This is a genomic window from Olivibacter sp. 47 (assembly GCF_030372825.1).
GTDB lineage: Bacteria > Bacteroidota > Bacteroidia > Sphingobacteriales > Sphingobacteriaceae > Olivibacter > Olivibacter oleidegradans.
In genome coordinates this window covers 3167308-3194024 of the sequence record NZ_JAUCNR010000001.1, presented here as the reverse complement: position 1 = coordinate 3194024, position 26717 = coordinate 3167308, and the positions used below count along the sequence as shown (strand labels likewise).

Annotated in this window: 25 protein-coding genes; 12 read left to right on the top strand and 13 right to left on the bottom strand. The window is 39.8% G+C overall.

The window, feature by feature from the left end:
- Positions 1–4: 4 nt before the first annotated feature.
- Both QT327_RS13885 and QT327_RS13880 read left to right on the top strand, forming a co-directional pair.
- Positions 5–1240 carry a M16 family metallopeptidase gene (locus tag QT327_RS13885; protein WP_130855990.1) on the top strand — a complete coding sequence of 412 codons (1236 nt, stop codon included), beginning with the start codon at positions 5–7 and terminating at the stop codon, positions 1238–1240.
- 1 nt (position 1241) lies between these two features.
- Positions 1242–2531, top strand: coding sequence for a M16 family metallopeptidase (locus tag QT327_RS13880; RefSeq protein ID WP_130855991.1), 1290 nt, complete (start codon positions 1242–1244; stop codon positions 2529–2531).
- Positions 2532–2603: 72 nt separating this feature from the next.
- Here QT327_RS13880 and QT327_RS13875 read toward each other — a convergent pair whose 3' ends face one another.
- From QT327_RS13875 to QT327_RS13865, 3 genes are all read right to left on the bottom strand, one after another.
- Positions 2604–4232, bottom strand: coding sequence for an NADP-dependent glyceraldehyde-3-phosphate dehydrogenase (locus QT327_RS13875; protein WP_130855992.1), 1629 nt, complete (start codon positions 4230–4232; stop codon positions 2604–2606).
- A 309-nt stretch (positions 4233–4541) separates the two neighbouring features.
- Positions 4542–5108, bottom strand: coding sequence for a M90 family metallopeptidase (locus tag QT327_RS13870; RefSeq protein ID WP_289553099.1), 567 nt, complete (start codon positions 5106–5108; stop codon positions 4542–4544).
- A gap of 5 nt (positions 5109–5113) precedes the next feature.
- Entirely contained in the window at positions 5114–5323 is a 210-nt protein-coding gene (locus QT327_RS13865; protein ID WP_289553098.1) for a hypothetical protein, read from the bottom strand.
- A gap of 119 nt (positions 5324–5442) precedes the next feature.
- On the opposite strand from QT327_RS13865, the gene QT327_RS13860 reads away from it, so the two are divergent.
- The gene (locus tag QT327_RS13860) at positions 5443–7284 is read left to right on the top strand and encodes a DNA topoisomerase 3 (protein WP_130855994.1); all 1842 of its coding nucleotides are present in this window, start codon (positions 5443–5445) and stop codon (positions 7282–7284) included.
- 62 nt (positions 7285–7346) lie between these two features.
- Here QT327_RS13860 and QT327_RS13855 read toward each other — a convergent pair whose 3' ends face one another.
- A complete protein-coding gene (locus tag QT327_RS13855) occupies positions 7347–8687 on the bottom strand; it encodes an AI-2E family transporter (protein WP_083812311.1) in 1341 nt (446 codons plus the stop codon).
- Between QT327_RS13855 and pnuC the strand changes: the two genes are divergently transcribed.
- Both pnuC and QT327_RS13845 read left to right on the top strand, forming a co-directional pair.
- Positions 8686–9294, top strand: coding sequence for a nicotinamide riboside transporter PnuC (gene pnuC / locus QT327_RS13850; RefSeq protein WP_289553096.1), 609 nt, complete (start codon positions 8686–8688; stop codon positions 9292–9294). The genes QT327_RS13855 and pnuC overlap by 2 nt on opposite strands.
- Positions 9295–9305: 11 nt before the next feature.
- Positions 9306–10415, top strand: coding sequence for an acyl-CoA dehydrogenase family protein (locus QT327_RS13845; protein WP_130855995.1), 1110 nt, complete (start codon positions 9306–9308; stop codon positions 10413–10415).
- Between the two features lie 135 nt (positions 10416–10550).
- Here the strand turns inward: QT327_RS13845 and QT327_RS13840 are convergent, their stop codons facing one another.
- Both QT327_RS13840 and QT327_RS13835 read right to left on the bottom strand, forming a co-directional pair.
- Positions 10551–10877, bottom strand: a complete 327-nt coding sequence (locus QT327_RS13840; RefSeq protein WP_013666923.1) for a YegP family protein — start codon at positions 10875–10877, stop codon at positions 10551–10553.
- A 124-nt stretch (positions 10878–11001) separates the two neighbouring features.
- Positions 11002–11874 (bottom strand): DMT family transporter, encoded by an 873-nt coding sequence (locus tag QT327_RS13835; RefSeq protein ID WP_130855996.1) that lies wholly within the window; start codon positions 11872–11874, stop codon positions 11002–11004.
- Positions 11875–11979: 105 nt separating this feature from the next.
- Between QT327_RS13835 and QT327_RS13830 the strand changes: the two genes are divergently transcribed.
- From QT327_RS13830 to QT327_RS13815, 5 genes are all read left to right on the top strand, one after another.
- Positions 11980–12399: a hypothetical protein gene (locus QT327_RS13830; RefSeq protein ID WP_165446962.1), complete on the top strand. Its 420-nt coding sequence runs from the start codon at positions 11980–11982 to the stop codon at positions 12397–12399.
- A gap of 189 nt (positions 12400–12588) precedes the next feature.
- Positions 12589–15921 (top strand): efflux RND transporter permease subunit, encoded by a 3333-nt coding sequence (locus tag QT327_RS13825; RefSeq protein WP_354004776.1) that lies wholly within the window; start codon positions 12589–12591, stop codon positions 15919–15921.
- Between the two features lie 173 nt (positions 15922–16094).
- Positions 16095–16967 carry a TolC family protein gene (locus tag QT327_RS28255; protein WP_502910534.1) on the top strand — a complete coding sequence of 291 codons (873 nt, stop codon included), beginning with the start codon at positions 16095–16097 and terminating at the stop codon, positions 16965–16967.
- 30 nt (positions 16968–16997) lie between these two features.
- Entirely contained in the window at positions 16998–18209 is a 1212-nt protein-coding gene (locus QT327_RS13820; protein ID WP_130855999.1) for an efflux RND transporter periplasmic adaptor subunit, read from the top strand.
- 52 nt (positions 18210–18261) lie between these two features.
- A complete protein-coding gene (locus QT327_RS13815; protein WP_289553095.1) occupies positions 18262–20217 on the top strand; it encodes a heavy metal translocating P-type ATPase in 1956 nt (651 codons plus the stop codon).
- Positions 20218–20322: 105 nt separating this feature from the next.
- On the opposite strand, the gene QT327_RS13810 is transcribed toward QT327_RS13815, so the two are convergent.
- On the bottom strand, positions 20323–21033 hold the full coding sequence (locus QT327_RS13810; RefSeq protein ID WP_130856000.1) for a DUF3307 domain-containing protein: 711 nt from the start codon (positions 21031–21033) through the stop codon (positions 20323–20325).
- A 9-nt stretch (positions 21034–21042) separates the two neighbouring features.
- Entirely contained in the window at positions 21043–21654 is a 612-nt protein-coding gene (locus tag QT327_RS13805; protein ID WP_130856001.1) for a MarR family transcriptional regulator, read from the bottom strand.
- Positions 21655–21755: 101 nt separating this feature from the next.
- Between QT327_RS13805 and QT327_RS13800 the strand changes: the two genes are divergently transcribed.
- Positions 21756–22277, top strand: a complete 522-nt coding sequence (locus QT327_RS13800) for a hypothetical protein (RefSeq protein WP_130856002.1) — start codon at positions 21756–21758, stop codon at positions 22275–22277.
- A 263-nt stretch (positions 22278–22540) separates the two neighbouring features.
- On the opposite strand, the gene QT327_RS13795 is transcribed toward QT327_RS13800, so the two are convergent.
- From QT327_RS13795 to QT327_RS13785, 3 genes are read right to left on the bottom strand one after another with little or no spacing between them, the layout of a single operon-like run.
- A complete protein-coding gene (locus QT327_RS13795) occupies positions 22541–23260 on the bottom strand; it encodes a tRNA threonylcarbamoyladenosine dehydratase (protein WP_013666914.1) in 720 nt (239 codons plus the stop codon).
- 5 nt (positions 23261–23265) lie between these two features.
- A complete protein-coding gene (locus QT327_RS13790; protein WP_130856003.1) occupies positions 23266–23925 on the bottom strand; it encodes a TatD family hydrolase in 660 nt (219 codons plus the stop codon).
- Positions 23926–23956: 31 nt separating this feature from the next.
- Entirely contained in the window at positions 23957–25279 is a 1323-nt protein-coding gene (locus QT327_RS13785) for a M23 family metallopeptidase (RefSeq protein WP_130856004.1), read from the bottom strand.
- A gap of 244 nt (positions 25280–25523) precedes the next feature.
- Between QT327_RS13785 and QT327_RS13780 the strand changes: the two genes are divergently transcribed.
- Complete coding sequence (locus QT327_RS13780) at positions 25524–25877, top strand: hypothetical protein (RefSeq protein ID WP_130856005.1); 354 nt, start codon at positions 25524–25526, stop codon at positions 25875–25877.
- A 262-nt stretch (positions 25878–26139) separates the two neighbouring features.
- On the opposite strand, the gene QT327_RS13775 is transcribed toward QT327_RS13780, so the two are convergent.
- Together QT327_RS13775 and QT327_RS13770 are read right to left on the bottom strand one after the other, a co-directional pair.
- Positions 26140–26427: a hypothetical protein gene (locus tag QT327_RS13775; RefSeq protein WP_289553094.1), complete on the bottom strand. Its 288-nt coding sequence runs from the start codon at positions 26425–26427 to the stop codon at positions 26140–26142.
- Positions 26424–26681 carry a TetR/AcrR family transcriptional regulator gene (locus QT327_RS13770; RefSeq protein WP_289553090.1) on the bottom strand — a complete coding sequence of 86 codons (258 nt, stop codon included), beginning with the start codon at positions 26679–26681 and terminating at the stop codon, positions 26424–26426. Before QT327_RS13770 ends, QT327_RS13775 begins: the two co-directional genes overlap by 4 nt.
- Positions 26682–26717 lie beyond the last annotated feature (36 nt).

Genomic DNA, 26717 nt, shown 5'->3' with positions numbered 1-26717 from the left:
ATCTATGGTAAAATATGAAAGGTTCACGTTAAACAATGGCTTAAGGGTATTGGTACACGAAGACAAGTCGACTCCAATGGCCGTACTCAATATACTTTACGATGTAGGAGCAAGGGATGAGGAACCCGATAAGACGGGGTTTGCTCATCTTTTTGAACATTTGATGTTCGGTGGATCCGTTAATATCCCTCAGTTTGATTTGCCGCTGCAACGAGTTGGTGGCGAAAGTAACGCCTTCACCAGCAATGATATCACAAATTATTACATAACGCTGCCTGCCATTAATCTGGAAACTGCTTTCTGGTTGGAGAGCGACCGCATGTTAAGTTTGGCGTTTAGCGAAAAAAGCCTGGAAACGCAAAAACAAGTAGTATCGGAAGAATTCAAGCAACGTTACCTTAACCAACCTTACGGAGATGTATGGCTTAAGTTACGACCGTTGGCATACAAACAGCATCCCTACAAATGGGCCACCATCGGAAAGGAAATTTCCCACATAGAACTGGCATCAATACAAGATGTGAAGGATTTTTTTAAGAAACATTACACGCCGCAAAATGCCATATTAGTTATTGCAGGAGACGTGGACGTAAGTGTGGTAAAAGATTTAGCCGAAAAGTGGTTCGGCTCCATTTCTTCCGGTACCAAATATATTCGCAATCTTGAGGCGGAGCCAAAGCAATTGGAGGCGCGAAGAGAGGTAGTTACCGCCAATGTACCGGTTAATAGTCTCTATATGGCATTCCATATGAGCGATAGGCGTTCAAAAGACTATTATACCTGCGATTTGATTTCAGACATATTATCAAGAGGTAATTCATCCCGATTGTACCGTCGATTAGTAAAAGAGCAATCGCTTTTCAGTGAAATAAATGCTTATTTATTGGGCAGTTTAGATAATGGTTTATTTATAGTAGAAGGTAAACCTTTGCCAAGTACCACAATGGAGCTTGCCGAAAACGCTGTATGGGAACAATTACGTGATTTACAAAATACGCCCGTGTTGGGATATGAACTTGAAAAGGTAAAGAATAAAATAGAATCGACCATGGTATTTGCAGAGATGTCAATTCTTGACAAGGCGATGAATCTGGCATATTTTGAATTGCTAGGCAACGCAGATATGCTTAACGACGAAGTTGTAAAATACCTAAATGTATCCCCTGAGGATATACAGAAGACAGCACAACAAATATTTCAATTAGAAAATTCGTCCACTTTATTTTATTTAGCAAGTTAGCATGATAGACAGAACCATTGCCCCCCAATTTAATGTTGTAGAAGAAGTAAGGCTTTTGCAACCCGAACACGAAGTGTTACAAAACGGAGTAGATCTCTTTGTTTTCAACTCCGGGGAGCAGGATTTGGTAAAAATAGAATGGGTATTCCAAAACCTGAATACCGAAGATCTGCACCTTCCATTACTTAATATTGCCTTAGCCGGTATGTTTTTGGAGGGCACTAAACAATATGCGAGCGCGGAAATAGCGGAAAAAGTAGATTTTTATGGCGCATTTTTGCAGCCGGAGTATTCTTTTGATCATACCTCTCTTACTTTATATGCCCTAAATAAGCACGTAGAGAAGTTATTGCCTATTGTAAAAAGCGTTCTAACAGAAAGTATTTTCCCCGAAAGTGAGCTAAATACTTATGTTCGTAACAACAAACAAAATCTTTCTGTATCATTAAAGAAAAACGACTTTGTTGCAAGAAGAGTTTTTAACAAAACTATTTTCGACAGCAATCGATATGCATATTCCCCCGAAATAGAAGACTATGATCGATTAGAGCGTTCGGATATTTTGAAGCTCTATCAGCACCAGATAAATGCAGGTAATTGCACGATATTTATATCGGGCAGAGTGACAAACCAAGTCCATCAAACTGTTAGAAAGATTTTCGGAGATCAATGGGATGCCCGCCCGCTTGATCAAACGCAACAGCGCATGGTGGACAAGGGCTCGCAAAAGGGAAATTTCATACTTATTGAACGACCGGATGCCTTACAATCAGCTATTCGAGTAGGCTACCAAACCATCAACCGAAAGCATCCTGACTTTTCTTCACTTCAGCTATTAAACACGATTTTAGGAGGTTATTTCGGGTCACGATTGATGTCCAATATTCGCGAAGAAAAAGGTTTTACGTATGGCATCGGATCAGGCATCGCATCTTTAAAATATGGGGCTTTTTTTACCATAGCAACTGAAGTTGGCGTAGAGGTAACCAATGCAACACTGGTAGAAATCGAAAAAGAAATCGATCGTTTGCGAAATGAGCCAATACCGATAGAAGAGCTAAACTTAGTAAAAAATTACGTGAATGGTGCTTTTCTTGGCTCACTGGAAAACGTTTTCTCTCATGTAGATAAATTTAAAAACGTACACTTCGTTGGATTGGATTTAACATACTATAATCGCCACTTACAGATTGTAAAAAGTAGTACACCCGAAACCATTATGAATACTGCTAACAAATATCTTGATTATAATAATATGATCAAGGTAGTAGTTGGCAAAATGGTTGGTTAATCCGAAATAAACACATTCATAAAGGCAGTCTCCGATAGGGGTCTTCGTCAAGAACCGGAGACTGCTTCTTTTTTAGAATATAAAATTAGTACTCAAGAAATTAGAATCTTGATGATTTACAATTTCATTGATGAGTTCTTTATTCTTGTCATTCATTTTGGTGGCTACCAATGATCGAATAGAGAAGGAACGCAAAGCGTCTACAACAGACAAGGTGCCCTCTGCACTATCTTTCCTACCAGTGAAGGGGAATTTGTCAGGTCCCCTTTGGCACTGGCTATTGATGTTCACTCTGCTAACGAGATTTACGAATGGATCAATCAACGATGCAATCTCCTGCGCATGATTACTAAAAATACTTACCTGCATACCGTGGGGAGAATCAATCTGATATTTAATTGGCTCCTCAATCGAGTCATAGGGAATTACCGGAATAACGGGGCCAAATTGTTCTTCGCGATACAATTTCATTTTTTCATTTACAGGATAAACCACTGCGGGGTAAACAAAAGAAGCTAGACTAGCTCCGCCATTTTCGTTAACGACCTTTGCACCGTGTAGGAGAGCATCATCGATGCACTCTTTTAAATATTCCGGTTTACCTGGCTCCGGTAAGGGGGTTAAGCTAACACCCGGAACCCAAGGCATACCGAATTTCAATTTTGCAATGGCTTCCCCTAACTTAATAAGAAAATCATCCACAATGTCCTTATGAACAAAAACGATCTTAATAGCGGTGCACCGCTGTCCATTAAATGATAAAGCGCCCAATACAGTTTCATTAACAGCAAGCGAAATATCGGCATTTTTAGTAACGATTGCCGCATTTTTGGCATCTAAGCTAAGTACAGCCCGCAAGCGATTAATCTTTGGATGGCGTTTTTTAAGGTCATTTGCTACTTTACTTGAACCTATAAAAGCTAACACATTTATTTTGCCTGTTTGCATCAGGCCCGGTGTAATCGTTGCTCCTCGTCCATAGATCGTATTAACTACACCCTTTGGAAAAGACTCCTGAAAAGCCTTCAATAAAGGATAATGCAATAATGTACCGTGTTTCGGTGGTTTAAAAAGCAATGTATTTCCCATAATAATCGCCGGGATCAGCGTTGTGAATGTTTCATTTAATGGATAGTTAAATGGCCCCATGCATAAAACTACACCAATGGGCGACCGTCTTATCTGTGCTACGACGCCTTCTTCGATCTCAAATCGGGATGACTGACGGTCTATATCTTTTAGTGCATCAATCGTAGCGTTTATATAATCAACTGTCCGGTCAAATTCTTTCGCCGCGTCCGTATGAGATTTCCCAATCTCCCACATAATCAGCTTAACTACCAACGAGCGTTGCTCGTTCATTTTGAAAACAAATTTTTGTAGACATTTAATCCGATTGTCAATACTCATAGTAGGCCATTCGCCACGACCGTTGTCATAGGCGTTTACAGCGGCATCCAGTGCTTCCAAGGCTTCCTTGTCGGTACAAATAGGATAGGTGCCAATAAATTTACGCTGCAAAGTTCCTTGCGCGTCGGGTACACATATGGGCGAGTACACTTCGCTGACAGGACCTGTCCAGCTACGCATCTCCCCATCACAGAGATATTCTCGCTGATGGAGTTCTTCATGAATGGCAAACTCTTCCGGTATTTCGCTTTCCGGTACAAATAGAGATTTCAATTGATCGTTAAAGTTCATTTCTTTTGTTTGAATGATTGTAAAACAGTCGATATTAAGCTGTGGCAACTTATCATCGCCTTCTGTTTGGATTTGGTGAAAATAGATAATTTATTAATATTTTCACAACAAAAACACATATTAATAAACAGTTAAATAATTTTTAAGGCTTTATTTTAACAAACAAAAAAGGACTGAAAATCTAATACTAAATCCTTTTTCGTTTTAGCAGCTGCTTTAACCAACAAATAAGGAAACAGTTCACTACTTCTTTCTCACTAAGCAAACGAGTTAATCGTATGCAGGATAGAACGGAACGAAGTCCATTTTTCAAGGCTTTTTGCCAAACATCTTTGTCAGGAGATCGAAAAGTTCGGGATGGTGATCTCTGAATTTAGTTGGCTTTTCGAAGAAATATTCCGATACAACAGCCAAAAATTCTGCTTCATTTGTTAGCGCATAAGGATCAATATCGGAACGACCCGCTTTAATCCGATGCATTTCAGCATGCATCATTTTTATCCAGGGAATCACGTAGGGGCGTGCCAAAAGAAGCTCAGGGATTCCGTCGACACTTCCATCTCGCTTATCGATCAGATGAACAAACTCGTGAATTGCTGTATTACTCCCATTGCTATTTTCCGAAAATCCGTGATGTAAGGCACTTTTCGATAATATCATTTGGCCATTCATAAAACCTTCGCCTACCATACCCAACGTGTTTCGGCGTGCACCAACAAATTGAAAGTCACTGTTAAACGTATCAGGATATAAGACAATGTTACTAAGGTTTTTATAGCGCCAACCGCGAAAATTAAAAATTGGGATAACAGCGCTCGAGGCAATCAAGACCCGGTCCAACTCATTCACCTCTGTACCAACACCTTCAATGTGCACGTCTCTTAAAAAATGGTAATCTCGTTAAGAAAGCGCTCTTGGTCCGCGTCATTAAGGTCCCTATAAAAGGATACGTATTGTTCTAATATCCCGCTATAAGTTTCGGTCAAGCCTTCCTGCGCCCCCTTTCTCCAGGCTCGTTTCCTCTTTGACCAGATAAACAATAACACGATCGAAATCGTTATTCCAAAAAAGAGGTATGATAAGATTTCCATATTATTTTTAAAGTAAACTAAAATACAATTTGCTAAACAAAAGACAATCAATCATCTAATAAAAAAAGACGAAATTTAAGCGTAGATACCCTAATTTAGCGGTTCCAAAAGCAATCTTAATGAAGATCATTATAACAGAAAAGCCGTCTGTAGCACGTGATCTGGCAAAGGTATTTGGAGCTACGACGAAAAGAGACGGATATATAGAAGGCAAAGGATACTCCTTCACCTGGGCCTTTGGTCATTTACTGCAATTAGCCCCACCGCAAGAATATGGATATATAGGATGGAAAGTAAAAAATCTGCCGATGCTTCCGCAAAAACTAAAGCTGAGTGTTCGAAAAATCAGAACGAACGAAGGTATGATTGAGGATCCATCTGTACGCAAGCAGCTCAATACCATAAAAGCTCTTTTTGATATAGCGACGGAGATTATTGTAGCAACGGATGCCGGTAGGGAAGGAGAGCTTATCTTTAGATACATTTATCATTATCTCCATTGTCAAAAGCCGTTTAGGCGACTTTGGATCTCCTCACAGACTGATGCAGCCATTAAAGATGGGTTTAGGAACCTTAAACCCGGCAAGGATTATGATACCTTGTTTTATTCAGCTCATTGCCGCTCTGAATCTGATTGGCTCGTAGGGATGAATGCGACCCAAGCCCTGAGTATATCAGCCGGATCTAAAACCGTGTTATCCTTGGGTCGGGTGCAGACTCCCACCTTGGCAATGATTTGCGCTCGATACCTGGAGAACAAGAACTTTATCCCTCAGACTTATTTTCAGGTCATCATTTCCTTGCAAAAGGACGGGCAGAACTTCAAAGCCGTTTCCAAAAAAAACTATTATAAAAGGGAAGAGGCAGAAGAAGTTCTTAATGCCGTCAAAAGTGTAGCAGATGGATTTGCTACAGGGGGGGATATCAGCAAAGTCGAAACAAAAACAAAAAAGGAGCAACCTCCATTGCTGCACGACCTCAGTAGCTTACAGCAAGAAGCGAACAAAAAGAAAGGATACACCGCTGATGAAACGCTGGCAATTCTACAACGCCTATATGAGGAAAAATTAATAACATACCCTCGTACAGGTAGTCAATATATAGGTGATGATGTTTTTGAAACCATTCCGCAACTCATCGAAAAGCAACAACAGCATCCTTTTTTTTCGAAACAAGCTATAGTTTTGGCCAATAACAAACTCAACAAAAGAAGTGTCAATGCCAAGAAAGTGACAGATCACCATGCTATTTTACCGACGGGAGAACCGGCACGAAACCTGTCACCTGATAAGCAGGTACTATATGACATGATTATCGGAAGGATGTTAGAGGCTTTTCATGAGGTCTGTGTGAAGGACCTCACTAAGATTACCATTGAATCAGGTTCAAAATTCATCGCAAATGGTACCGTAATTCGATCTGCGGGCTGGCGCGCCGTATACAATGAACCGGAAGAGAATGATCAAGATCAACCGGAGAACAACACCATACCGAAAGTAAGTGAAGGCGAAAGCTTGGCTATTATAGAAAAAAGCATCGCTGAAAAACAAACCAAGCCTAAACCACTTTATACCGAGGCAAGCTTATTGAAAGCAATGGAAACGGCAGGTAAGGAAATTGAGGACGAAGAATTGCGATATGCAATGAAAGGAAGTGGGCTAGGGACTCCGGCAACGCGCGCATCAATCATCGAAACCTTGATAAAGCGTTCTTATATTACAAGAAAGAAAAAGAACTTACTGCCATCGGAAACCGGGCTTGCTGTATACGACATAGTGAAAGATAAACTAATTGCACAAGCGGAGCTAACAGGTCAATGGGAAAAGCGATTGGAAGAAATACGCTCCGGAGCGTCCGTCAAGGCATTTAAAGAAGAAATTAAGCAGTACACGAGAAAAATCACGGAAGAGCTATTAATAGCAGGAAAAGAACTTGAGCTTTTGTTGGAAGATCAGGGATAAAATGTATTATCAGCGATTGTCAAAAATTGCGCAATCGCTGACAGTCGATCATGATGAACAAGTTATTTATCCTTATCTAATTTATCCTTTAACTTCCATCTTTTTAGTAATACCATTGTCGAATGCTTTTTCAAATGATATTTTTCGGGTTCTCCTATTAGAAAACCAAAAGCTTTCATGGAAGGAATAGCGTCAAATAAAACTTTAATAACCGCCGTTAACGGCAGTGCCAGTATTAAACCCGCTAGTCCGAACAACATTCCCCCAAGCAAAATAGCAATTACCGCCATTAGCGGATTAATACTCACTTTACTACCGACAATATTCGGTGTAATAACGTTGCCTTCCAAGAATTGCACAACTTGAAACCAAGCGACAACGCCAATGGCATACCAATAACTATCCTTCGTGGCAAGTGCAAACACTGCAGGTAGTATAGACCCAATGGCAATACCAATATAAGGCAGTAACATCAGTAGAGATGCTAAGGTGCCAAAGAACCAAGCATATTCCACTCCCATCAACAGTAATCCAACCGTATTCAAAACGGCAACAATAGCCATTACCGTAATCAAACCAAGCAAATAGCTTTGAACAACACTATAAATACGATTAAGGGTTTCGTGAACTTTATCTTGAGATGTACTGCGGAAGGCATGAAAGAAAAATTCGCGAAAAAAATCCCGGTAATAAAGAAGGAAAAAAGAAAAAAGTGGCACAATCACAAGACCTGCTAAAATACCGCCCACAGAGCCAAAAGCAGCTGAAAGATAGGTGCCTGCGTTCGATAAAGCCCGATTAGACAACTCCTTTACCTTTGCGGTCAGCTCCCCCGGCTCAACACCGAATTTAACAGTTATCCATTGTTGGATGGTATTAAATATGGTCAAGAATTTACTTTGAAGATCTGTTCCGTTATGGCCAATCACGATTACCTGATGTACAATAAACCAGATGAGTCCGGCTATAACTAATATCGCTAATATAACAGAAAGAATTGCTGAAAGTGCTCTATGAACATTGAACCTTTCGAGGAACCTGGTTACGGGATAAAGCGAAATAGCAATTAGAATAGAAAACATGAGAGGGACAAGCACGCTTTGTAAAAAGTAGAGAACTGCAATGATGAGTACTAATGACAATAAGCTTGAAGCCAACTCAAAAGAATAAGGTCTTTTTTCCGGAGAAGGGGAATTTAACATGTGAATAAATGAATCTTTAATAAATCCATCACTTAACAATAGCTTAGCATAATTGTTTTCGTTGTGCTGTATTTGGTGAAAATTGAGATTATTTCCCGCTGCAGAAGAAACGATGAATATTTCAAATTTGGCACAAATTAAGCTTAACTTCGCAGCTCTTGTAAAATTAATAGGCAAATAGCTCGTTAAAATGCGTGACATGGCAGAATGGCTAACTATCTTTAAAGAACAGTTAATACAAACACCACTGATACAATGGTTTGGAGTCCTTTTCGGAATAGCGGAGGTGTTACTGGCACGGTACAACAAAGTAGCTCTGTATCCCTGCGGCATTATCAGTATTCTCATTACGATGTTTGTTTTGTACGAAGCGGGCCTATATGCGGAAATTTTACTAAATGCCTACTACCTCGTAATGAGCATATATGGATGGTATTACTGGCTTAGAAAAGGAAGTAGTGAAAAGGTGCCCATTACGACCTGCTCAACAAGTGATTGGCTGGTCGTTGCTGGTTTTCTTTTGCTGGGAACGCCTTTTCTATATAAGATTCTCATCCATTTCTCGGATTCTACCGTCCCACTGTGGGATACTTGGGTAAGTGTAACGGCTTGGGCCGGGATGTGGTTATTGGCAAAAAGAAAAATTGAAAATTGGTTGCTACTGAATATAAGCAACGCTTTTGCGATCCCGCTTTATATTCATAAAGATCTTTTGCTTTATGCGATATTAACGTTGATACTTTTCATTGTCGCCATTTTTGGTTATTTCGCATGGAAAAAGAAGATTTACCGACAGCTTAATGTATAAATGATAAATCAATGAAACTTCTTCAAGAATTAAAAAAAATAGCTGCAGAATTGCGTCAAGAAAGCTTAGAAGCCGAATTACAAGGTAGTTTAACAACTAAACAATTAGCAGTTATATACGAAAATAAGCTTTTTAATCTCTTTGTACCCAAAGCTTACGGCGGGCTGGACCTCTCCCTAACAGAAGCCCTTCAAATAGAACGGTTGTTGGCCGAAATAGATGGAAGCCTAGGCTGGACGGTGACGCTCTGCAGCGGAGCCAACATGTTTGTCGGCTTTTTAAATCAGGACATCGCACACCCCTTATTCAGCAACAAAAAAGTGTGTTTCGGTGGCAGCGGACGAGTAGGTGGCCATGCTGAAATAATGGAAGAGGGTTATTTAGTATCCGGTAAATGGCAATATGCCACCGGGGCTGCACATAATACTGTTTTCACGGCAAATTGTGAAATTTACCAAAATGGAGAACCGTTACTGGATGCGGCAAAGAAACCGGTAATAAAATCCTTTTTCTTTTTACAGGATGAAGTCACCATTTTGCACGACTGGAATGCCATGGGCTTGAAAGCAACAGCGAGTCATAGTTTTGAGGTAAATAATCTAAAAGTAGAAAAGAGGAGGGCTTTCAAAATAGACCCCCAAGGTGCAATATTAAAGGCTCCGATTTATCGTTATCCGTTTCAACAGTTCGCAGAAGCTACATTATGCGTTAACACCCTCGGTATGACCTGTAGGTTTCTCGATTTATGCCACGAAATCTTTGATGAAAAGTACAGTGACGTACGGGATAATTACCATGGGAAAATGAAGTTACCCGATCAATATTTGTCAAATGCCAAACTGGAAATGAATAACTTACAACGCGAACTTTATGAATTAGTTGAAAAATCCTGGATGCAATTGAATACAACGAATGCTATCGACTTAGCTCTACTCGAACAAATCAGTAAACATACTCGTTTGTTGGTAAAGACCGCGCAGCAATGGGTAGCCAAACTATATCCCTATTGTGGTATGAAAGCAGCTAGCCCCACCGAAGAGATTAATCGTATGTGGAGAGACTTGTTCACTGCCAGTCAACACAGTCTGTTTACATCGCCTATCATCGATGAAATTGACTAGTAATAAATTGGTCGACAGCAATATATAGCAAGGTTAAACATCGCATAAAATAAAAAAAGTTGTACATTTTCCGTAGAATCGGATCCTATACAACTTTTGGTGCCGCCAACTTAAGTTAGCTACCATTCTATTTCTTTATTCTTCTATGGTTGTGGCGTCAGGTGCATTTTTCTTAACGGAACTGATACCATTATCACGACCGGAACTCGTTTCATACATCTCGCTGGTACCAATAATTTGTCCGTTTTTTGCCTTCAAGTTGAAAAAGAATTTTCCATTGCTAGATTCTTTGCTATCGTACCGCTCATCTAACTTTGCGTTTTCTTTCACGGACGATATACCATTATTACAAGCTGATTTGGTTGTATACTGTTCGCTTGATAAAATCACCTGACCATTATCTGCTTTTAAATTAAAATAAAATTGGCCGTTTTTAGCTGTTTTAATAACAAATTTTCCCATAACAATAAGTTTAATACCTAAACAAACATAATAATTAAGTTATTTAATAACAATGGTTTTATCCATTTTATTTCTTTTAAAGTAACAAATGATCGTATGGCATGTACGGATTGGTTTATCCGATCTATTTTCTTTTTAACACAAGGGCTAGCCCCGCTATCACCAACATTACACCTAGGCCGGTATATGCATCAATTGGTTCGTTGGCAAGCAACCAGGCAATAAAAAAACCGGATATTGGGCACAAAAAGAGCCAAAAAGAGGCTTTAACGGCATCTTGCCTAATCAAGTAAAGCCAAATTTGAACAGCACCAATCGAAACAACAAATGCTAACCAGCTCACCGCGCTCCAAAATGTTATATTATAAGTATTTAGGGACCGATCGTAATAGAAGAGCATGAAGGGTACAAGCAGTAAACCGCCTAATATCGTTTGCCAACCATTTATAGTAAGTATATTTAGTTTCTGCCAGTTCTTCTTAGCGAAGTAAATAGACCCCAACGAGTAAGATAACATGCTCAGTAGAAGCAAAAACAAACCGATAGGGGACGCATAGCTCTTCATTAATAAAGGATAGGCGGCAACAACAATACCGATGAGGCACAAGCTTAAGCTGAACAATATTTTGGCGGTGATTCGTTGTTTATAAACCAACGCGGAAATCACACTCACAAAAGCTGGACTTGTTGCGGGAAAAAGTGATCCAAGACCTGCGGACACGTGCTGCATAGCAAGGACATACAATCCCAAATAAACGCCAATATTGAGAATACCGTAGGCAAACAGCTGTTTCCATTCATTCCCATGAGGTAAACGATGTTTCAGCATAATATGAGAAATAAAAATCATAATGCCGCCGGCCAGACAAAATCGAGTAATCGCTAGAACAAAAGGTTGTGAAACCTGTAATCCCCATTTCGTAGCTATGGACGCAGACGACCATAAAACTGCGAATACTAGGCCCGCCAGTATATATTGTAATTGCTTTATATACATGTGTTTGTCATCGCTTAGTTAGGTATCCCGCTCGAACAATACGGAAAAGGATCCTATTCATTTTCAATAATTTTTAATAGCTTTGTTCGTAGTTGATCAATAGCGATGGCAATATTAAAGAAAATAAGTGTTATCTATTTCTTTATTTGGATGATAATTCCACAAGATGCTTTGCTATTTGTGACCTCGTTTCCTGCACACTACGCTCATCATTTAGAAGATCATGGAAAAATATCACTTTTAGAATTTCTGAAAGAGCACAGTCAGGGAGTTGAAAAGCATGATGCTTCAGATGATGAAGAAGACACAAATTTCCCCTGTGATCATCACCATAATGAAAGTTGTGGTTATTCCCTACATAACTTTAAAATTCTTCCGGCAACGAATGATTGGTTACCGTATATACCCTTACAAACTTGTCCGGCAATCCCTTTAACAGTTTACTTCTCAAATGAACAGGTATCAAGTATCTGGCAGCCTCCAAAAAGCACATTAGTCTTTAACAGGATGTTGTGTAATACTTAGAAACTATGTGTTTAGTGATGGTAATTCTTCAATAATTACCTTTTTTGCTATTGACGCATAACAGATTACACCTTCCATAAAAATGTCATTCACGGGAAAGTCTTATAATCCGCCCGTGAACAATCGTTAGTCATATTGGAATAATTTGTATAGATACCGTTACGGTATGCTATACATTACGTGTAACTTATGTTGAATAAAATCATTTTTTTTTGTATAAAAAACAAGCTGATTGTAGGTATATTTACCTTTGCACTCATTGTTTGGGGGGTATGGTCTGCAACTAAACTTCCTATTGATGCGTTACCTGACATTACCAATAATCAGGTGCAAATAATTACCAGTGCTCCCAGTCTGGCAGCTCAGGAAATCGAACGATTAGTTACTTTTCCAATTGAGCTATCCGTTGCCACCATTCCGCAGATGATCGAAATAAGAAGTATTAGTCGTTTCGGTCTTTCAGTGATTACGGTAGTATTCAAAGAGAAAGTAGATATTTATTGGGCAAGGCAACAGATTGCCGAGCGTATAAAAGAAGCTCAAAGCCAAATTCCACCAGGTATCGGCGAACCGAAATTGGGACCTATCACTACTGGTTTAGGGGAAATTTACCAATATATCATCCATCCCCGACCAGGTGCTGAAAAACGATATTCACCTACTGATCTTCGAACAATGCAAGATTGGATAGTAGCGCGGCAACTGTATGGAACTCCCGGTGTAGCCGAGGTTAATAGCTTCGGCGGAATATTAAAGCAGTACGAAGTTGCAGTTCGTCCGGATAGATTGCAGGCTCATAACATTACAATTGCCGAAGTATTCACCGCCTTACAAAACAATAATGAGAATACAGGCGGTGCATATATCGATAAAAAGCCCAATGCTTATTATATCCGTTCACTCGGCTTGGCGCGGAGTTTAACCGATATTGGAAACATTGTGATCAAAAAAGATAGTAAGGGTGTTCCAATTTTAATTAAAGATGTCTCCAGTCCACAATTTGGCGGAGCCATACGATATGGCGCTTTAACTTATAATGGAGAAAGGGAGGCAGTGGGAGGTGTGGTTATGATGTTAAAGGGCTCTAATAGTGCAGAGGTCGTAAAGCTGGTTAAGGAAAAGATGCGGACGATACAAAAGTCGCTTCCCAAAGATATTGTAATCGAACCTTATCTAGACCGAACAAATCTAGTGAATCGCGCCATTGATACCGTCAAAAGTAACCTAATAGAAGGTGCCTTGATCGTTATTTTGGTTCTTGTCCTGTTTCTGGGTAACCTTCGTGCCGGCCTTATCGTCGCATCTGCTATTCCACTTTCCATGCTTTTTGCATTCTCAATGATGAACATCTTCGGTGTCAGTGCCAATCTGATGAGTTTAGGTGCGATCGATTTTGGCTTGATCGTAGACGGAGCAGTTATTATCGTAGAAGCGACAATGCATCACTTTGGCCTACGAAAATCTGCCTTCAGATTAAACCAAGAAGAAATGGACGATCATGTATTTGATTCAGCTGTAAAAATCCGATCGAGTGCTGCTTTTGGCGAAATCATTATTTTAATGGTATACATCCCTATTCTAGCATTAACGGGTATTGAGGGGAAAATGTTCAAACCAATGGCGCAGACTGTTAGTTTTGCGATCATTGGTGCTCTCATACTTTCCATGACCTATGTCCCGATGATGTGCGCGCTTTTTCTTTCTAAAAAACCGATACAAAAAAAGACTTTTTCCGATCGTTTAATGTATAAATTACAACGGTTTTATACTCCTTTATTAAAAAAAGCATTAAGAGCACCCTATTGGATTCTATCATTTACCTTGTTGCTTTTTGGAGGAAGTGCATACCTATTCTCAAGAATGGGAGCAGAATTCATTCCGCAACTAAAAGAAGGTGACTTTGCTTTTCAGTGTGTACTTCCACAAGGTGCGTCACTTTCACAGAGTATCGAAACGTCGATGAAGGCCGCTAAAATTCTCAAAACTTTCGATGAAGTAAAAATGGTGGTTGGAAAAACGGGTTCTGCTGAAGTCCCAACCGATCCAATGCCACCTGAAGCAACCGATCTCATGGTTATTCTAAAGAATCAATCAGAATGGAAAAGCGACCGCAGTTATGAGCAGCTTGCTACCGATATGGAGAAGGCGTTAAATTTACTACCAGGCGTGTATATCGAAGCCAATCAGCCCATACAAATGCGCTTTAACGAGTTAATGACGGGTATTCGGCAAGATGTGGCAATCAAAATTTTTGGCGAGAACTTAGATTCGCTTGCGACTTATGCTGATAAGGTGACAACTTCAATCGCCACCGTTCGCGGAGCTTCCGGTGTATTACCCGAGCCCATCAGTGGATTACCGCAAATTACAGTAACCTATAATTATGACCAACTTGCAAACTACGGTACAACCATCAAAGCACTAAACACAGCACTAAATACGGCTTTCGCCGGTGCAATTGCCGGTGTAATTTATGAAAATGAAAGGCGGTTTGATTTAGTTTTACGCTTAGATAGTACTGTTAAAAACAATATTGACGATGTTCGTAATTTGCTCGTGCCGATTTCAAATGGTGAACAAGTTGCACTTTCTCAGCTGGCAAATATCGAGTTTAAAGATGGCCCCGCGCAAATTAGTCGCGACGATGCAAAAAGACGTATAGTAGTCGGTTTCAATATTGTAGGTCGTGACGTCCAAAGTGTTGTTGACGACATCAAAAATAAAATTGATGAAGAAGTAAAATTACCGGATGGTTACTTTTATACCTTTGGAGGTCAGTTTGAGAATCTGCAAGAAGCAAAATCGAGACTACTCATCGCAGTACCCCTAGCTTTGTTGCTAATTTTCGTTTTACTGTTCTTTACATTCCGCTCGACGAAAGAATCCGTATTAATATTTACCGCCATCCCGATGTCGGCTATCGGTGGAATAATCGCTCTAAAGCTTCGTGATATGCCATTTAGCATTTCAGCCGGCGTCGGCTTTATTGCTTTGTTCGGCGTAGCCGTATTGAATGGTATCGTATTGATTAGTACATTCAATCAGTTGAAAAAAGCAGGACAGGGAAACATCCTACGCCGTATTCTTGAAGGATCACTCACCAGGCTGAGACCTGTTTTGATGACAGCAACAGCGGCGTCCCTCGGGTTTCTACCTATGGCTATATCCTCCGGTTCCGGAGCTGAAGTTCAGAAGCCATTGGCCACCGTTGTCATAGGAGGTTTAGTAACCGCGACACTCCTTACCTTATTTGTTTTGCCGATACTTTATTTTCTTTTCTACTCTTTCAAACTTAGGAGTCCTAAACGCTTGATCCGAATGATTTCCTTAGCGCTAGTACTGCTTACCGAACCTTCCCTTATCGTTTCCGCTCAAAATCAACAAGACATGATCCAAGGCAGAATTAGCTTAGACGAAGCCATAAACATGGCCTTGAAAAACAATCCTGGACTTAAAGAAGCTGATGTAAATCGGCTTAGACAGAAAGCTTTGGAAAAAGCGCTTTTGATCCGGCCAACATAGATATTTCGGCAGCGCAATCTCCTTTAGAAGGCGCCAGTCCGGACAACAACATAGGTATTGGTCAAACATTCAGCTTCCCAACGGTATACGGTGCTAAAAGACAACTGTTAGAAGAACAAACCACATTAGCGGCAACAAGTCTAACAGTAAGTAAGAACGACCTTATACGTGACGTGCGTATCGCTTTTGCTAATCTCGTTTATGCCAATCAATCACTCAAGCTCCGGACAAAACAGGATAGCATCTTGAATGAATTTCTCAAAATCGCCGAACTGCGTTATAATACAGGAGAAACTTCGAAGACCGAGTTACTGATTGCATCCAATCGTTATCGACAGCTTCAATTACAACAGCAACAGGCAGGCGCTGCTAAAATAGCTGCTTTGCAGGAGTTGATGCGTTTGCTTAATGTATCCGAACCATACGATATAAAAGAGCAAGAAGATTATAAATTAAGTATTTTATCAACAACAGATAGTGTCGCACTTAAAAATAACCCGCTGCTATCTTTTGCTAATCAACAAATCCGCGTAGCGGAAGAATCGGTCAAGGTACAGAAATCGGCTTTTTTACCGGATATCACTGTTGGCTATCAACAGCAACTCATTCTTCAGGGATGGAATCCGGAAGGAATAAACAAATCATACGGACAAAGAACTAAAATAGCTGGTGTTTCTCTAGGGGTCGCAGTACCTCTATTTAATTTAGCCGCACAAAAAGCGAAAGTAAAAGCTTCTCTACTGGCAACCAAAGCTGCTGAATACGCATATGAGCAGACCTTCAATAATTTAAAAACGACTTTTATGCAACAATTAAGTTATTACCGACCGTTACAGGCTGCCCTTATATTTTATGAAGATAGTGGACTGCAAGAAGCGGACGAATTGATCGCCTCTTCGAGATTAGGATATAGAAAAGGTGAGATTGACTACGTAGCTTATACACAAAGTATAGAACAAGCTTTTAATACCCACCTCCAATACCTTGAAACACTTAATCGGTATAATCAGGTGGTAGCCACTATAAATTATCTAACCGGGAAATAACCATACCAGCATAGCTCAAAAAAACAAAAAATGAAAAGAATAAAATTATGGGGATGCGTTTGTGCCATCCTGTTGAATTTATCCTGTCAGTCAAATCGCTCAAATAAAGCATCAACCAATTCTTTCCGCACCGAAACGGCAGAAAACACCGCAAAAGAGGCTAAAACGTTCGACTTGCTCAGTATTCGCGAAGATCAACTCAAGGCCATCGATGCTACCTTAGGTTATATTGAAAAAAAGGATCTAAAAAACGGCTTGCAAGCTGTGGGTTTTGTTCGGGTACACAATCAAGATAAAGCCTCCATATCGTCGTTATATGGAGGTAAAATACAATCCTTATATATTTCTCCCGGCTCTGTTGTAAAGAAAGGACAACTAATCGCTACGCTGCTTAATCCGGAAATTATCGTATTGCAAGAGGAGTATCTGACATTAAAAAACAGCATCGAGCTTACAAAGATCGAATTAAATAGACAAGAGGAACTCATGAGAGGAAATGCCGGTGCATTAAAGAATTACCAAAACATAAAAGCGCAGCTTGCCCAACAACAAATCCGACTCGCATCTATCCGGAAACAGCTAAGTTTGGCCGGCATAGATGCCCCGAAACTAAGCGTAGAAAACATAAGAGAAAGCCTATCGGTAACAGCTCCAATGGCCGGCACTGTTGCCAGTGTTGAAATGGGGCTTGGTGCCAGTGCTGATGCAGGGATGATTATTGCACGCATTGTGAATAATGAGGAAGTAGATCTCGATCTGTATGTTTATGAGAAAGATTTGGAGAAAGTAAAAATAGGGCAGGAAATCACATTCAGCCTTTCAAATAATCCCAACAAAGAGGGCAAAGCAATTGTCGATAAAGTAGGAAGTTCTTTCGAAGGAGAAAATAAAGCGGTTGCCGTGCATGCACGAATAGTAGGCAATCGGAATGGGTTCATAGACGGAATGGGTGTAAATGCGATACTGAGCATCGGAAATACCACGGTTAACGCGATTGCTAATGACGGAATTGCTCAGAAAGAGGGTAACAGTTATATATTTTACGTTAACGAAGAAAAGATCAACACAGACAAAGAAAAAGAATATCTCTTCAAACGTATTCGAATAAAAAAGGGTGCAAGCTCGCTCGGCTACACCGAAATTATCCCAATCGATGTATTACCTGACAGTGTTAAAGTCGCCACATCCTGCGCGGTATTCATTCAAGCCAAAATGGACGGCGGCAATCAGCATGGTCATTAACAATGATTATGAACAAGGGCATCTAATTTTTTTATTTATTAATTTTATTATTATGAAAGAACAGCATAAAGAGCAGCACAATACCGGTTTTTTTTCCAATATGGAGCTCGTATTTGCGCTGCTTTCGGGGCTCGCTTTGGGCATCGGCTATTTACTATCAATAAACAACGAAACATTCATGGCATTGGCAGCCTCTATTTTGGCCTATTTTTTTGGCGGGTTTTTCACATTAAAAGAAGCAATCAAAACCATAGCGAAAGGAGCTTTCGAGATTGATTTTCTCATGTTTGCCGCAGCAGTTGGAGCAGCTATATTAGGAAAATGGTCAGAAGGCGGCCTGTTACTTTTTCTATTCAGTCTTGGTCATGCTTTAGAACACTATGCACTCGGTAAAGCACGTAAATCGATACAAGCATTGACGGATTTAGCCCCGCCGACCGCCCTGTTACTGCAAGCAGGCAAGGAAGTGGAGATCAAAATAGAAGAATTGCAATTAGGGGATACTATACGTATAAAACCGAATAGCAAAGTTCCGGCAGACGGGGTTGTCGTAAGAGGTGAGGGGACTGTTAACCAGGCACCAATTACAGGTGAAAGTATTCCGGTAGATAAAATGGCCATTGATGACCCTACGAGAGATTATTCCAAAGTTAAGAAGATAGATCAAAAAAACCGGGTGTTTGCGGGCACTATCAACGGAAACCGAGTGCTAGAGGTCCAGGTAACAAAAGAGGCGAAAGATTCGACCATTGCACGATTAATACATATGGTTAATGAAGTAGAAGAACAAAAGTCGCCTACCCAATTATTGACCGATAAATTTCAGCGATATTTTGTTCCGGCCGTTCTTTTATTAGTGATCCTACTATGTTTCGCGTTTTTAATTGTTGATGAAACATTCAACGAAAGTTTTTATCGGGCCATATCAGTTCTGGTAGCGGCGAGCCCATGCGCCTTAGCTATTTCTACACCGAGTGCTGTATTAAGTGGTGTAGCCCGTGCAGCTAAAGGAGGAGTTTTGATCAAAGGAGGTAGGCCACTTGAAGATTTGGGTATATTAGATGCCGTAGCTTTCGATAAAACAGGGACTTTGACAGAAGGCAAGCCAAAGTTAGCTGAACTAATCATATTCGACGGAGTTGATAAGCAAGAATTTTATTCCACAGTTCTAGCTGTCGAACAGCAAAGCGATCACCCTTTAGCTCAGGCAATCGTTAACGGCATTAATGAAATCGTTGAACCTAATAGGATAAGTGAGGCTATCGATATAGAAAGTGTTACGGGTAAAGGCGTGAAAGGTACGATCGACAACAGTTTAGTTTTGATAGGGAATAAGGCTCTTTTCTCAAGTGACGACGGGAATCTTCCACAGGATTATAAAGAACAAGTGGAGACATTAGAAGCAGAAGGAAAAACGGTGATGTTAGTTAAAAAAGGGAAAGATTTTCTCGGAATTATTTCTGTAATGGACAAACCCCGAGTAGGCGCAAAAGAAACACTCGCAGCGCTCCGAAAGCTTGGCATTCGACGAATGATCATGTTAACGGGCGATAATCAACAGGTTGCAAATTCTATTGCAAAGGAGATCGGATTAACAGACGCGTTCGGTGATTTAATGCCTGAAGATAAGGTAAGAGCCGTTAAACAACTCACAGACAAAGAAGGCAAGGTAGCCATGGTGGGCGACGGGGTGAACGATGCCCCCGCCATGGTAAAAAGTACGCTTGGAATCGCAATGGGAGCGGCGGGTTCGGACGTTGCACTGGAGACAGCAGATATAGCCTTGATGGCGGACAAGTTAGAAAACCTGCCTTTTGCGATCGGCCTAAGCCGTAAGTCGAAAGCAATTATTCGTCAGAATTTGTGGATAAGCTTAGGAGTAGTCGTGCTTCTCATTCCGCTAACTATGTTCGAGCTTGCCTCCATTGGCCCGGCTATTTTCGCTCATGAAGGCTCTACCTTGGTGGTCGTTCTTAATGCGTTGAGATTATTGGCTTATAAAAATTAAAACAGGGGGAACGTCTATAAGTTGCATTTTCGTCGCGCATTGAATGGAATGATTTGAAACGCTAGAATCGGGATGATAATGAAGCAATACGCCTAGACGTTCCTCTTATCCAAACCAACCGTAATAAAACAAGCCAATCACGACAGCAATACCAAAGCTTAGTAATGTACCTATTAACACATATTCAGTCAGTCTTCTGTCATCACCTTGCTTCAAGTCGCCGAATCTGAAAATTGATTTAGCGGCCAATAAAAAACCAACCGCGTCGAACTTTCCTACGATAATGAAGACAAAAATCAATAATCGCTCCAAATAACCAATCCACTTCCCCGCATTCTGCAATGAACTGTCAACCCTTCCGTCCTCTTGAGGTGTCCATTTAGAAATAGCCGTTTTAATAAGTATTGAACATGGTTTTGTGAGAAATAGCAGGCAAAAGTATAGGACCAGTTTTTCCGCATCGAACAGCTTGTCCAAAGAGGGTATCTCCACACTTTCAGCCATTATAACGGCCGCAGCAATAATTGAAACATGAAAGATCTGGTCAACAATTAGCGCCTCCACCTGCCATTTCTTTTGTTGAAAATATAGTTTCGCCAAATCGATTAAATAATGTGTCAATCCAATGAAAACAGCATAAGGCCAAAATTGGATATCCCAAGCCATCAACCATGCCAAACCGATATGAAGCAAACAATGGTAGTAGAGGTAAGGGGATTTTACTTTCTTATGTTCTTTTGACTTTACGCCTTTATCACTTTGTATAAAGAAGTCGCCTATCAAGTGGGCCAATAACAACCTTAAAAACAGCTCCATTTTAAGTTATTAAATTGATTTCAGTCTTTTTTCAAACAATTCAATGAGATCCCTAATTTCCGCAAGATAGGCACGATTAAACCGTTCACTTACCGACGACTGGCTTATTCCCAAAATTTCACCCAATTCCTTTTGTGATAAGCTCGGATGATCAAAAACCGTTTGTACCAACATAGCCGAATTTGGTGTCCAATTATCGATGAAGGTAAGGGCAAGCCTGAAAAACAAATTGAAATCTTCATTAAAAGTATTGTTCCCGGTTCGAATGGCCAAAGTTTGTTTATTTTTTTTAAGTAATTCAAATTGTTCGCCCGAGAAAAGATAGGCATCACCATATGATTCGGTGACACGCTCTCCTGTAAAGCTTTTCGCTCCAACACCTATTGATATTCGAGCGTCTAAGTCCTTTACGGTCTTTAAGCTCGCTTTTAAGTACAAAGCGCTATGCAAGGCATTTACTGGATTTGATAGTTCCAGCTGAAAACTATCGCCTCTAAAGATTTCCCAGTCTGTATCACTTTCAGTCACCTTGGAAAGACTTTCCTTTAACAGATCATTCCATTCTCTCGCAGATTTCGCCTTTCTTGAATTGATTATATCTCCTGTTAGTACCGCTATCATAAGCAGCAATATCGGACAAAAATCCGATATTAAAAAATATCGGCTAAATAATCTATAAAAATCGTTAAAACCTATATTTTTACATGATAAAACTATATAAAATGAAGACTTTCAAAATCTTATTTTTATTTTCTGCAGCACTTATAGTATGCGCCTGTAATAAAATATCGTTAACAAAGGAAGAGGCGTACAAGCTCATTGAGCAGCATAGAAAATATCCGCAGATTCAGAGCTATCAAATTTATACGAAAGATGCCGAAGACGGACGTCGAGTGTTAGATGCCGGTTTGGAAAAAGATGGATTGGTACAGGTAGAACGCAATCATAAAACAGGAGAGAATCAAAAGGCTATTATTCGTTTTACTGACAAAGCAAGTGAGCTCTTATTGCCTCCCGATAAAGGGCAGTTAAGCTCTGTCCAGAAGGTAAAAATCGCAGAGGAGGTACTTGATTCGGTTGTGTCGGTACAAGTCAGCGAACAACAAAAAACCGCCCTTGTTACCTTTACAACCAAGTATATAAATGTTAATCCCTTTTCAAAGTTAGATAAAAAAGACTATAGCCAAATAAAAAAGCATGAAGCTAAACTGAGCCTAACCAAGGATGGTTGGACTGTGCAATGATTACCGGATTAGCTACAATTATTAACTATTAAGATATTGTTAAACAAAAGATCAATAGAATTAAAAAAGAATGGCGACAAAGGGCATATCAGAAGACAATATTTTATAAATATGAAAAAAACAATAGAATTATGAAACACTTCTAGACTTTCTCAGTATATTTGCAATCCTATGTCTAGGCCATCCGGCCGCTTTTTTTAATAATAACAAAGGCCTCCAATCTCCCTGGAGGCCTTTTTACTTATAAAGAAATAAGAAAAAAACTATTTTATTAAATCTCTTATAACAGCTGAGGCAGCCGCCGCTCCAAATGTTGCCGGTATGTAAGACATCGTGCCGTAAGCAGATTTTTTATAGTTACTTCCATCTGTATAGATCAGTGAGTTCTTATCAGGAAGCTCAGAAGAAAAAACGACTTTAACCCCTTTGTAAATTTTGTGTTTCTTAAGTTTTTTACGAATATGTTGCGCCAATGGACAATTGTAAGTCTGTGAAATATCAACCACTTCCAATTTGGTGGGATCTACTTTACCACCGGCTCCCATTGAACTGACAAAACGGATTCGTTTTGCATAGGCTTGCCTAATAAAAGAAAGTTTGGGTGTTATACTATCTATAGCATCTACCGCATAATCCGGATTCATATTAATTAGGGATTCGATGCGTTCAGGGCTCATAAAATCGTTGATGACATGCAATTTCAATTCGGGGTTAATGGCGTACAAGCGTTCAGCCATTAATGTCGCTTTTGATTGCCCATGCGTTGTTGCTAATGCGGGCAGTTGTCTATTTCTATTGCTCGGATCCACCACATCGCCGTCGATTATGGTCATTTCTCCTACACCTCCTCTACATAAAAATTCGGCGGCAAACGAACCGACACCACCTAAGCCCAGTACCATTACATGGCTATTAATTAATTTATTCAAATTTTCCTTACCTATCAGAACTTCCGTTCTCGACAACCAAGCTGTTTCTTGCATGTATTTTATATATTAAATTTTGTCTTTTTAACACGGGCATAGTTCTCGTGAAGTTGTACGGCCAATGCCTCTACCGGCATACCTAGCACTACCGATGCTTTGTTGTAAACCGTTTCTATTTCTAATTCGGCATCATCTGTTTCCAGAAAGAGTTGAGTGAGCGGACATGCTTTTAGCGATTCAAGATGTTGATCTCTAATTAGAGAACGGCCAAATGACAAATAATATCCTTTCTCTATCAAAGTACGAGCAACAGTTATGCCCCTGTTAAAACCATGAAAAATGACAGGCACTTTGCTGTTAACTTTTTGCAGGCACTGAACAACTTCGCCAAAAGCCTTTACGCAATGAATTAGTAGGGGTTTATCAATCCGATTCGCAAGCTTTATTTGTTCAAAGAAAGCCTTTTCCTGAAGAAGCCATTCAGTCTCGCACCGTTTATCCAAACCACATTCACCGATTGCGAAAACCGTTTCATGTGCAGCATAGTTTGCTAGCTCATCCAGTTGACCTTTAAAAGAGGTATCGGTCACAAACCAAGGATGGATACCAATCGAACACGGATTGAAATCAAGACATCGGTTGTAGTTATCTCCAAGATTAATAACACTTACAACCCCTTCTGTTTGTTTATTATGGGTATGAATGTTTATAAACTTTCGCAAAAGATTTACCTAAACAAAATGATTTTTATTTTTACAGCGCTTTTTCCTCACGATCAGTTAGCTCAGTGGAAGACGCTAATGCATCTCCTGCAACTACGTTGAGCGAAGCGAGAACCTCTTGCTCTCTTGCTACGACAGCCTTGAAAGCCGATAGAAATTTAGAGGGAAGGGGCGTGGTTTCTCTAAAGTTTTGCTTTAGTGCATCCACTTGTTTTCCATTCTTCCAAAAACGGTAGCAGACATGTGGACCGGTAGCCAATCCCGTGCTTCCCACGTAGCCGATAACTTGACCTTGTTGAACACGTTGACCGGAACGAACCGCCCGTTTGCTCATGTGTAAATACTGCGTAGTGTAAGTTCCATTATGTTTTATTTTCACATAATTACCATTGAATTTAGAGAAGGCCGACTCGGTAACCACGCCATTACCGGTAGCAATGATGGGTGTGCCTCTCGGAGCAGCATAATCGGTTCCCAAATGCGCCTTCCAAATTTTCTGTACAGGGTGCAACCGTCGCTTTGTATACCGCGAGGTTATCCGGCTAAATTTCAGGGGTGCTTTCAAAAAAGCCCTTCTTACGCTATTACCTTCTTCATCATAATACTCTCCTTTAGTTGTACTGTCTGTCTGAAAATAAAATGCCGACAATTCTTTCCCTTTATGTGAAAACACCGCAGACACAATATGACCTGCATCTACAGGCCGATCATCTACATATCGCCTTTCATATTGGATTTTAAACCAATCATTCTCACCAATCGCATAAAAATCGATCGCCCATCCATAAATTTCCGCTAACTTGATAGCTAGTTGTGGATCTGCACCGTTCCGCTGCAGCGCTTCATAAAGCGAATGATTGATATCACTCGCCACGGTTTCCAACCTGACAGCAACATCCTTCTTACCAGCATACACATTTAACGTATCCCGGAGATCATATACAATATAATCTATCGGATTCGGTTGATAAATAAAGTAGGCTGCTTTTTGTGGGTTATTTTTATACGTAAAGATCGTATATGGATTTCCGGCTGAAATTTTACGTACATTGAATATAGCTCTTGATTTATCAGCAAGTTTGCTGATCGTAACAGGGTCAACCTGATAAGCCGATAGAATATTGGACAGGAATTGATTTCTCTCAACCTTATTATTATGAACATCGAAGGAATCGACGGCTAGATTGAATTGCTTTGGAAGTGGAACCGGAATCTTCTCTTGGGCATTTACTGCTTTGGTGGGTGATTCTTCTGATGTTCTATTTATTTCGAATCCAGAAAAGAATACAATACCTGATCCTAAAACAAGTATTAAAACTACCAGGATCTTAATGGTATACTTATTGAATTTCATATAGTCGGGTTTGGGCGATTTACTGTTATGTATCAAAATTTGTGTACTAAAATCTAAATAATGTATTAGAATAACAAAAAAAGAACAATTTTATTGTGTAATACGCCGAAATATTATGGATGGACTGATCTACTCTTCTTCAGATACGGAAAAGTGGTATACATATTGGTAACTATTACGTGATTAAAACCATCTGGGGAAAATTTAAAATGCACTATTTCATTAACCATTAACCCATATCACCATGGAGATTACAACTACTACCATACATCAGCTTAAATGGGATTTTCCGGATACCAACGAATTCCATGCCGTTATTAGCAATGGAAAAATTACGACACTTCACTTTCAAGACATTGGAGATCTCACCGATAGTGATCTCTGTTCTACGAATGAAAAATATTTAAGAAACATTTGCAAAGCACTGAAAGAGCTTTTTCAACATTTAGATTCCGTACGAGCCGTAGGAAATGTAGAAACCAAAGAAGAGGAGAAACAAGAAGGTACTCATTTGAACCCCATTAAACCTCAAATAAAATCATTTGCATTAGAAAAAGACCAGGCAGACGATCGTGGTTATGAAGGAAAATACGTTTAGTTAAACAATAATATATTTAGCAATTCGTTTTTACTATTTAACACGGGAGAAGTAAGAGACTTTTCGCCCGTGAGCGAGCCATCTCGAGGATAAAGAAAAACGTGAGTTTTGCAAGGGTTTTGTAAAACTCACGGATGCTCTATGTAAAAATTCTTAGTTTTATAATTGATTAGTTGAACAAATGTAACGTTTAAAACGTAAAACCAAAAAAATATTTAAAAATTAAGTAAGTAAACACTCACCTTTTGGTAAAACAATTGTTTCACTCCAAGCCATACTTCATCTTTATCAGTCTCGCAATTTCATCTATGTTCTCCATATCCCCGGTAGCTTCTTTTTTCCACAGTGTATCAATCAACAATAAAAGAAATTGCGTTTCAAGTGCGGGATTCTCCATTCCCAACTCGGTAAACGCTTTATTAACAACCGTATCAACAGGTTTCATAAATAATATATGCTGTTGCTTCGAAAATTCATGATGAGAAAGCCTTTCTTGCAATTTCCAGAAAAGTGGCTCTTCACTTACTAATTTTTTGGGAAGGTCAATCATATAACGCAAAAAGATTTGGGATCATGATAGGTTAACATTCCCTTATTCTGGACTAGTACCCTGCGATAACCCGATTTAATAAGGTGGAATAACAATTTATCTTTATTCTCAAAATGTTTAAATATAAGCGCCTCTGAAACATTGGCTTCTTTGGCAATCAATTTAGTCGATGTGTCTGCATAGCCTTTAACTGAAAACAGCAGAAGTGCAGCTTCCATTATTTTTTCTCTTCTATTGGCTCCCTGTTTCTTCATAGAGCAATTCTAATGCTTGCATGTTCAGATTATTTG

Coding starts and splice junctions, on each gene's coding strand:
- QT327_RS13885 (WP_130855990.1), top strand. CDS start 5: ATGGTAAAATATGAAAGGTTCACGTTAAACAATGGCTTAAGGGTATTG.
- QT327_RS13880 (WP_130855991.1), top strand. CDS start 1,242: ATGATAGACAGAACCATTGCCCCCCAATTTAATGTTGTAGAAGAAGTA.
- QT327_RS13875 (WP_130855992.1), bottom strand. CDS start 4,232: ATGAACTTTAACGATCAATTGAAATCTCTATTTGTACCGGAAAGCGAA.
- QT327_RS13865 (WP_289553098.1), bottom strand. CDS start 5,323: ATGGAAATCTTATCATACCTCTTTTTTGGAATAACGATTTCGATCGTG.
- QT327_RS13860 (WP_130855994.1), top strand. CDS start 5,443: ATGAAGATCATTATAACAGAAAAGCCGTCTGTAGCACGTGATCTGGCA.
- pnuC (WP_289553096.1), top strand. CDS start 8,686: ATGGCAGAATGGCTAACTATCTTTAAAGAACAGTTAATACAAACACCA.
- QT327_RS13855 (WP_083812311.1), bottom strand. CDS start 8,687: ATGTCACGCATTTTAACGAGCTATTTGCCTATTAATTTTACAAGAGCT.
- QT327_RS13845 (WP_130855995.1), top strand. CDS start 9,306: ATGAAACTTCTTCAAGAATTAAAAAAAATAGCTGCAGAATTGCGTCAA.
- QT327_RS13840 (WP_013666923.1), bottom strand. CDS start 10,877: ATGGGAAAATTTGTTATTAAAACAGCTAAAAACGGCCAATTTTATTTT.
- QT327_RS13835 (WP_130855996.1), bottom strand. CDS start 11,874: ATGTATATAAAGCAATTACAATATATACTGGCGGGCCTAGTATTCGCA.
- QT327_RS13830 (WP_165446962.1), top strand. CDS start 11,980: ATGGCAATATTAAAGAAAATAAGTGTTATCTATTTCTTTATTTGGATG.
- QT327_RS13825 (WP_354004776.1), top strand. CDS start 12,589: ATGTTGAATAAAATCATTTTTTTTTGTATAAAAAACAAGCTGATTGTA.
- QT327_RS13820 (WP_130855999.1), top strand. CDS start 16,998: ATGAAAAGAATAAAATTATGGGGATGCGTTTGTGCCATCCTGTTGAAT.
- QT327_RS13815 (WP_289553095.1), top strand. CDS start 18,262: ATGAAAGAACAGCATAAAGAGCAGCACAATACCGGTTTTTTTTCCAAT.
- QT327_RS13810 (WP_130856000.1), bottom strand. CDS start 21,033: ATGGAGCTGTTTTTAAGGTTGTTATTGGCCCACTTGATAGGCGACTTC.
- QT327_RS13805 (WP_130856001.1), bottom strand. CDS start 21,654: ATGATAGCGGTACTAACAGGAGATATAATCAATTCAAGAAAGGCGAAA.
- QT327_RS13800 (WP_130856002.1), top strand. CDS start 21,756: ATGAAGACTTTCAAAATCTTATTTTTATTTTCTGCAGCACTTATAGTA.
- QT327_RS13795 (WP_013666914.1), bottom strand. CDS start 23,260: ATGCAAGAAACAGCTTGGTTGTCGAGAACGGAAGTTCTGATAGGTAAG.
- QT327_RS13785 (WP_130856004.1), bottom strand. CDS start 25,279: ATGAAATTCAATAAGTATACCATTAAGATCCTGGTAGTTTTAATACTT.
- QT327_RS13780 (WP_130856005.1), top strand. CDS start 25,524: ATGGAGATTACAACTACTACCATACATCAGCTTAAATGGGATTTTCCG.
- QT327_RS13775 (WP_289553094.1), bottom strand. CDS start 26,427: ATGATTGACCTTCCCAAAAAATTAGTAAGTGAAGAGCCACTTTTCTGG.
- QT327_RS13770 (WP_289553090.1), bottom strand. CDS start 26,681: ATGAAGAAACAGGGAGCCAATAGAAGAGAAAAAATAATGGAAGCTGCA.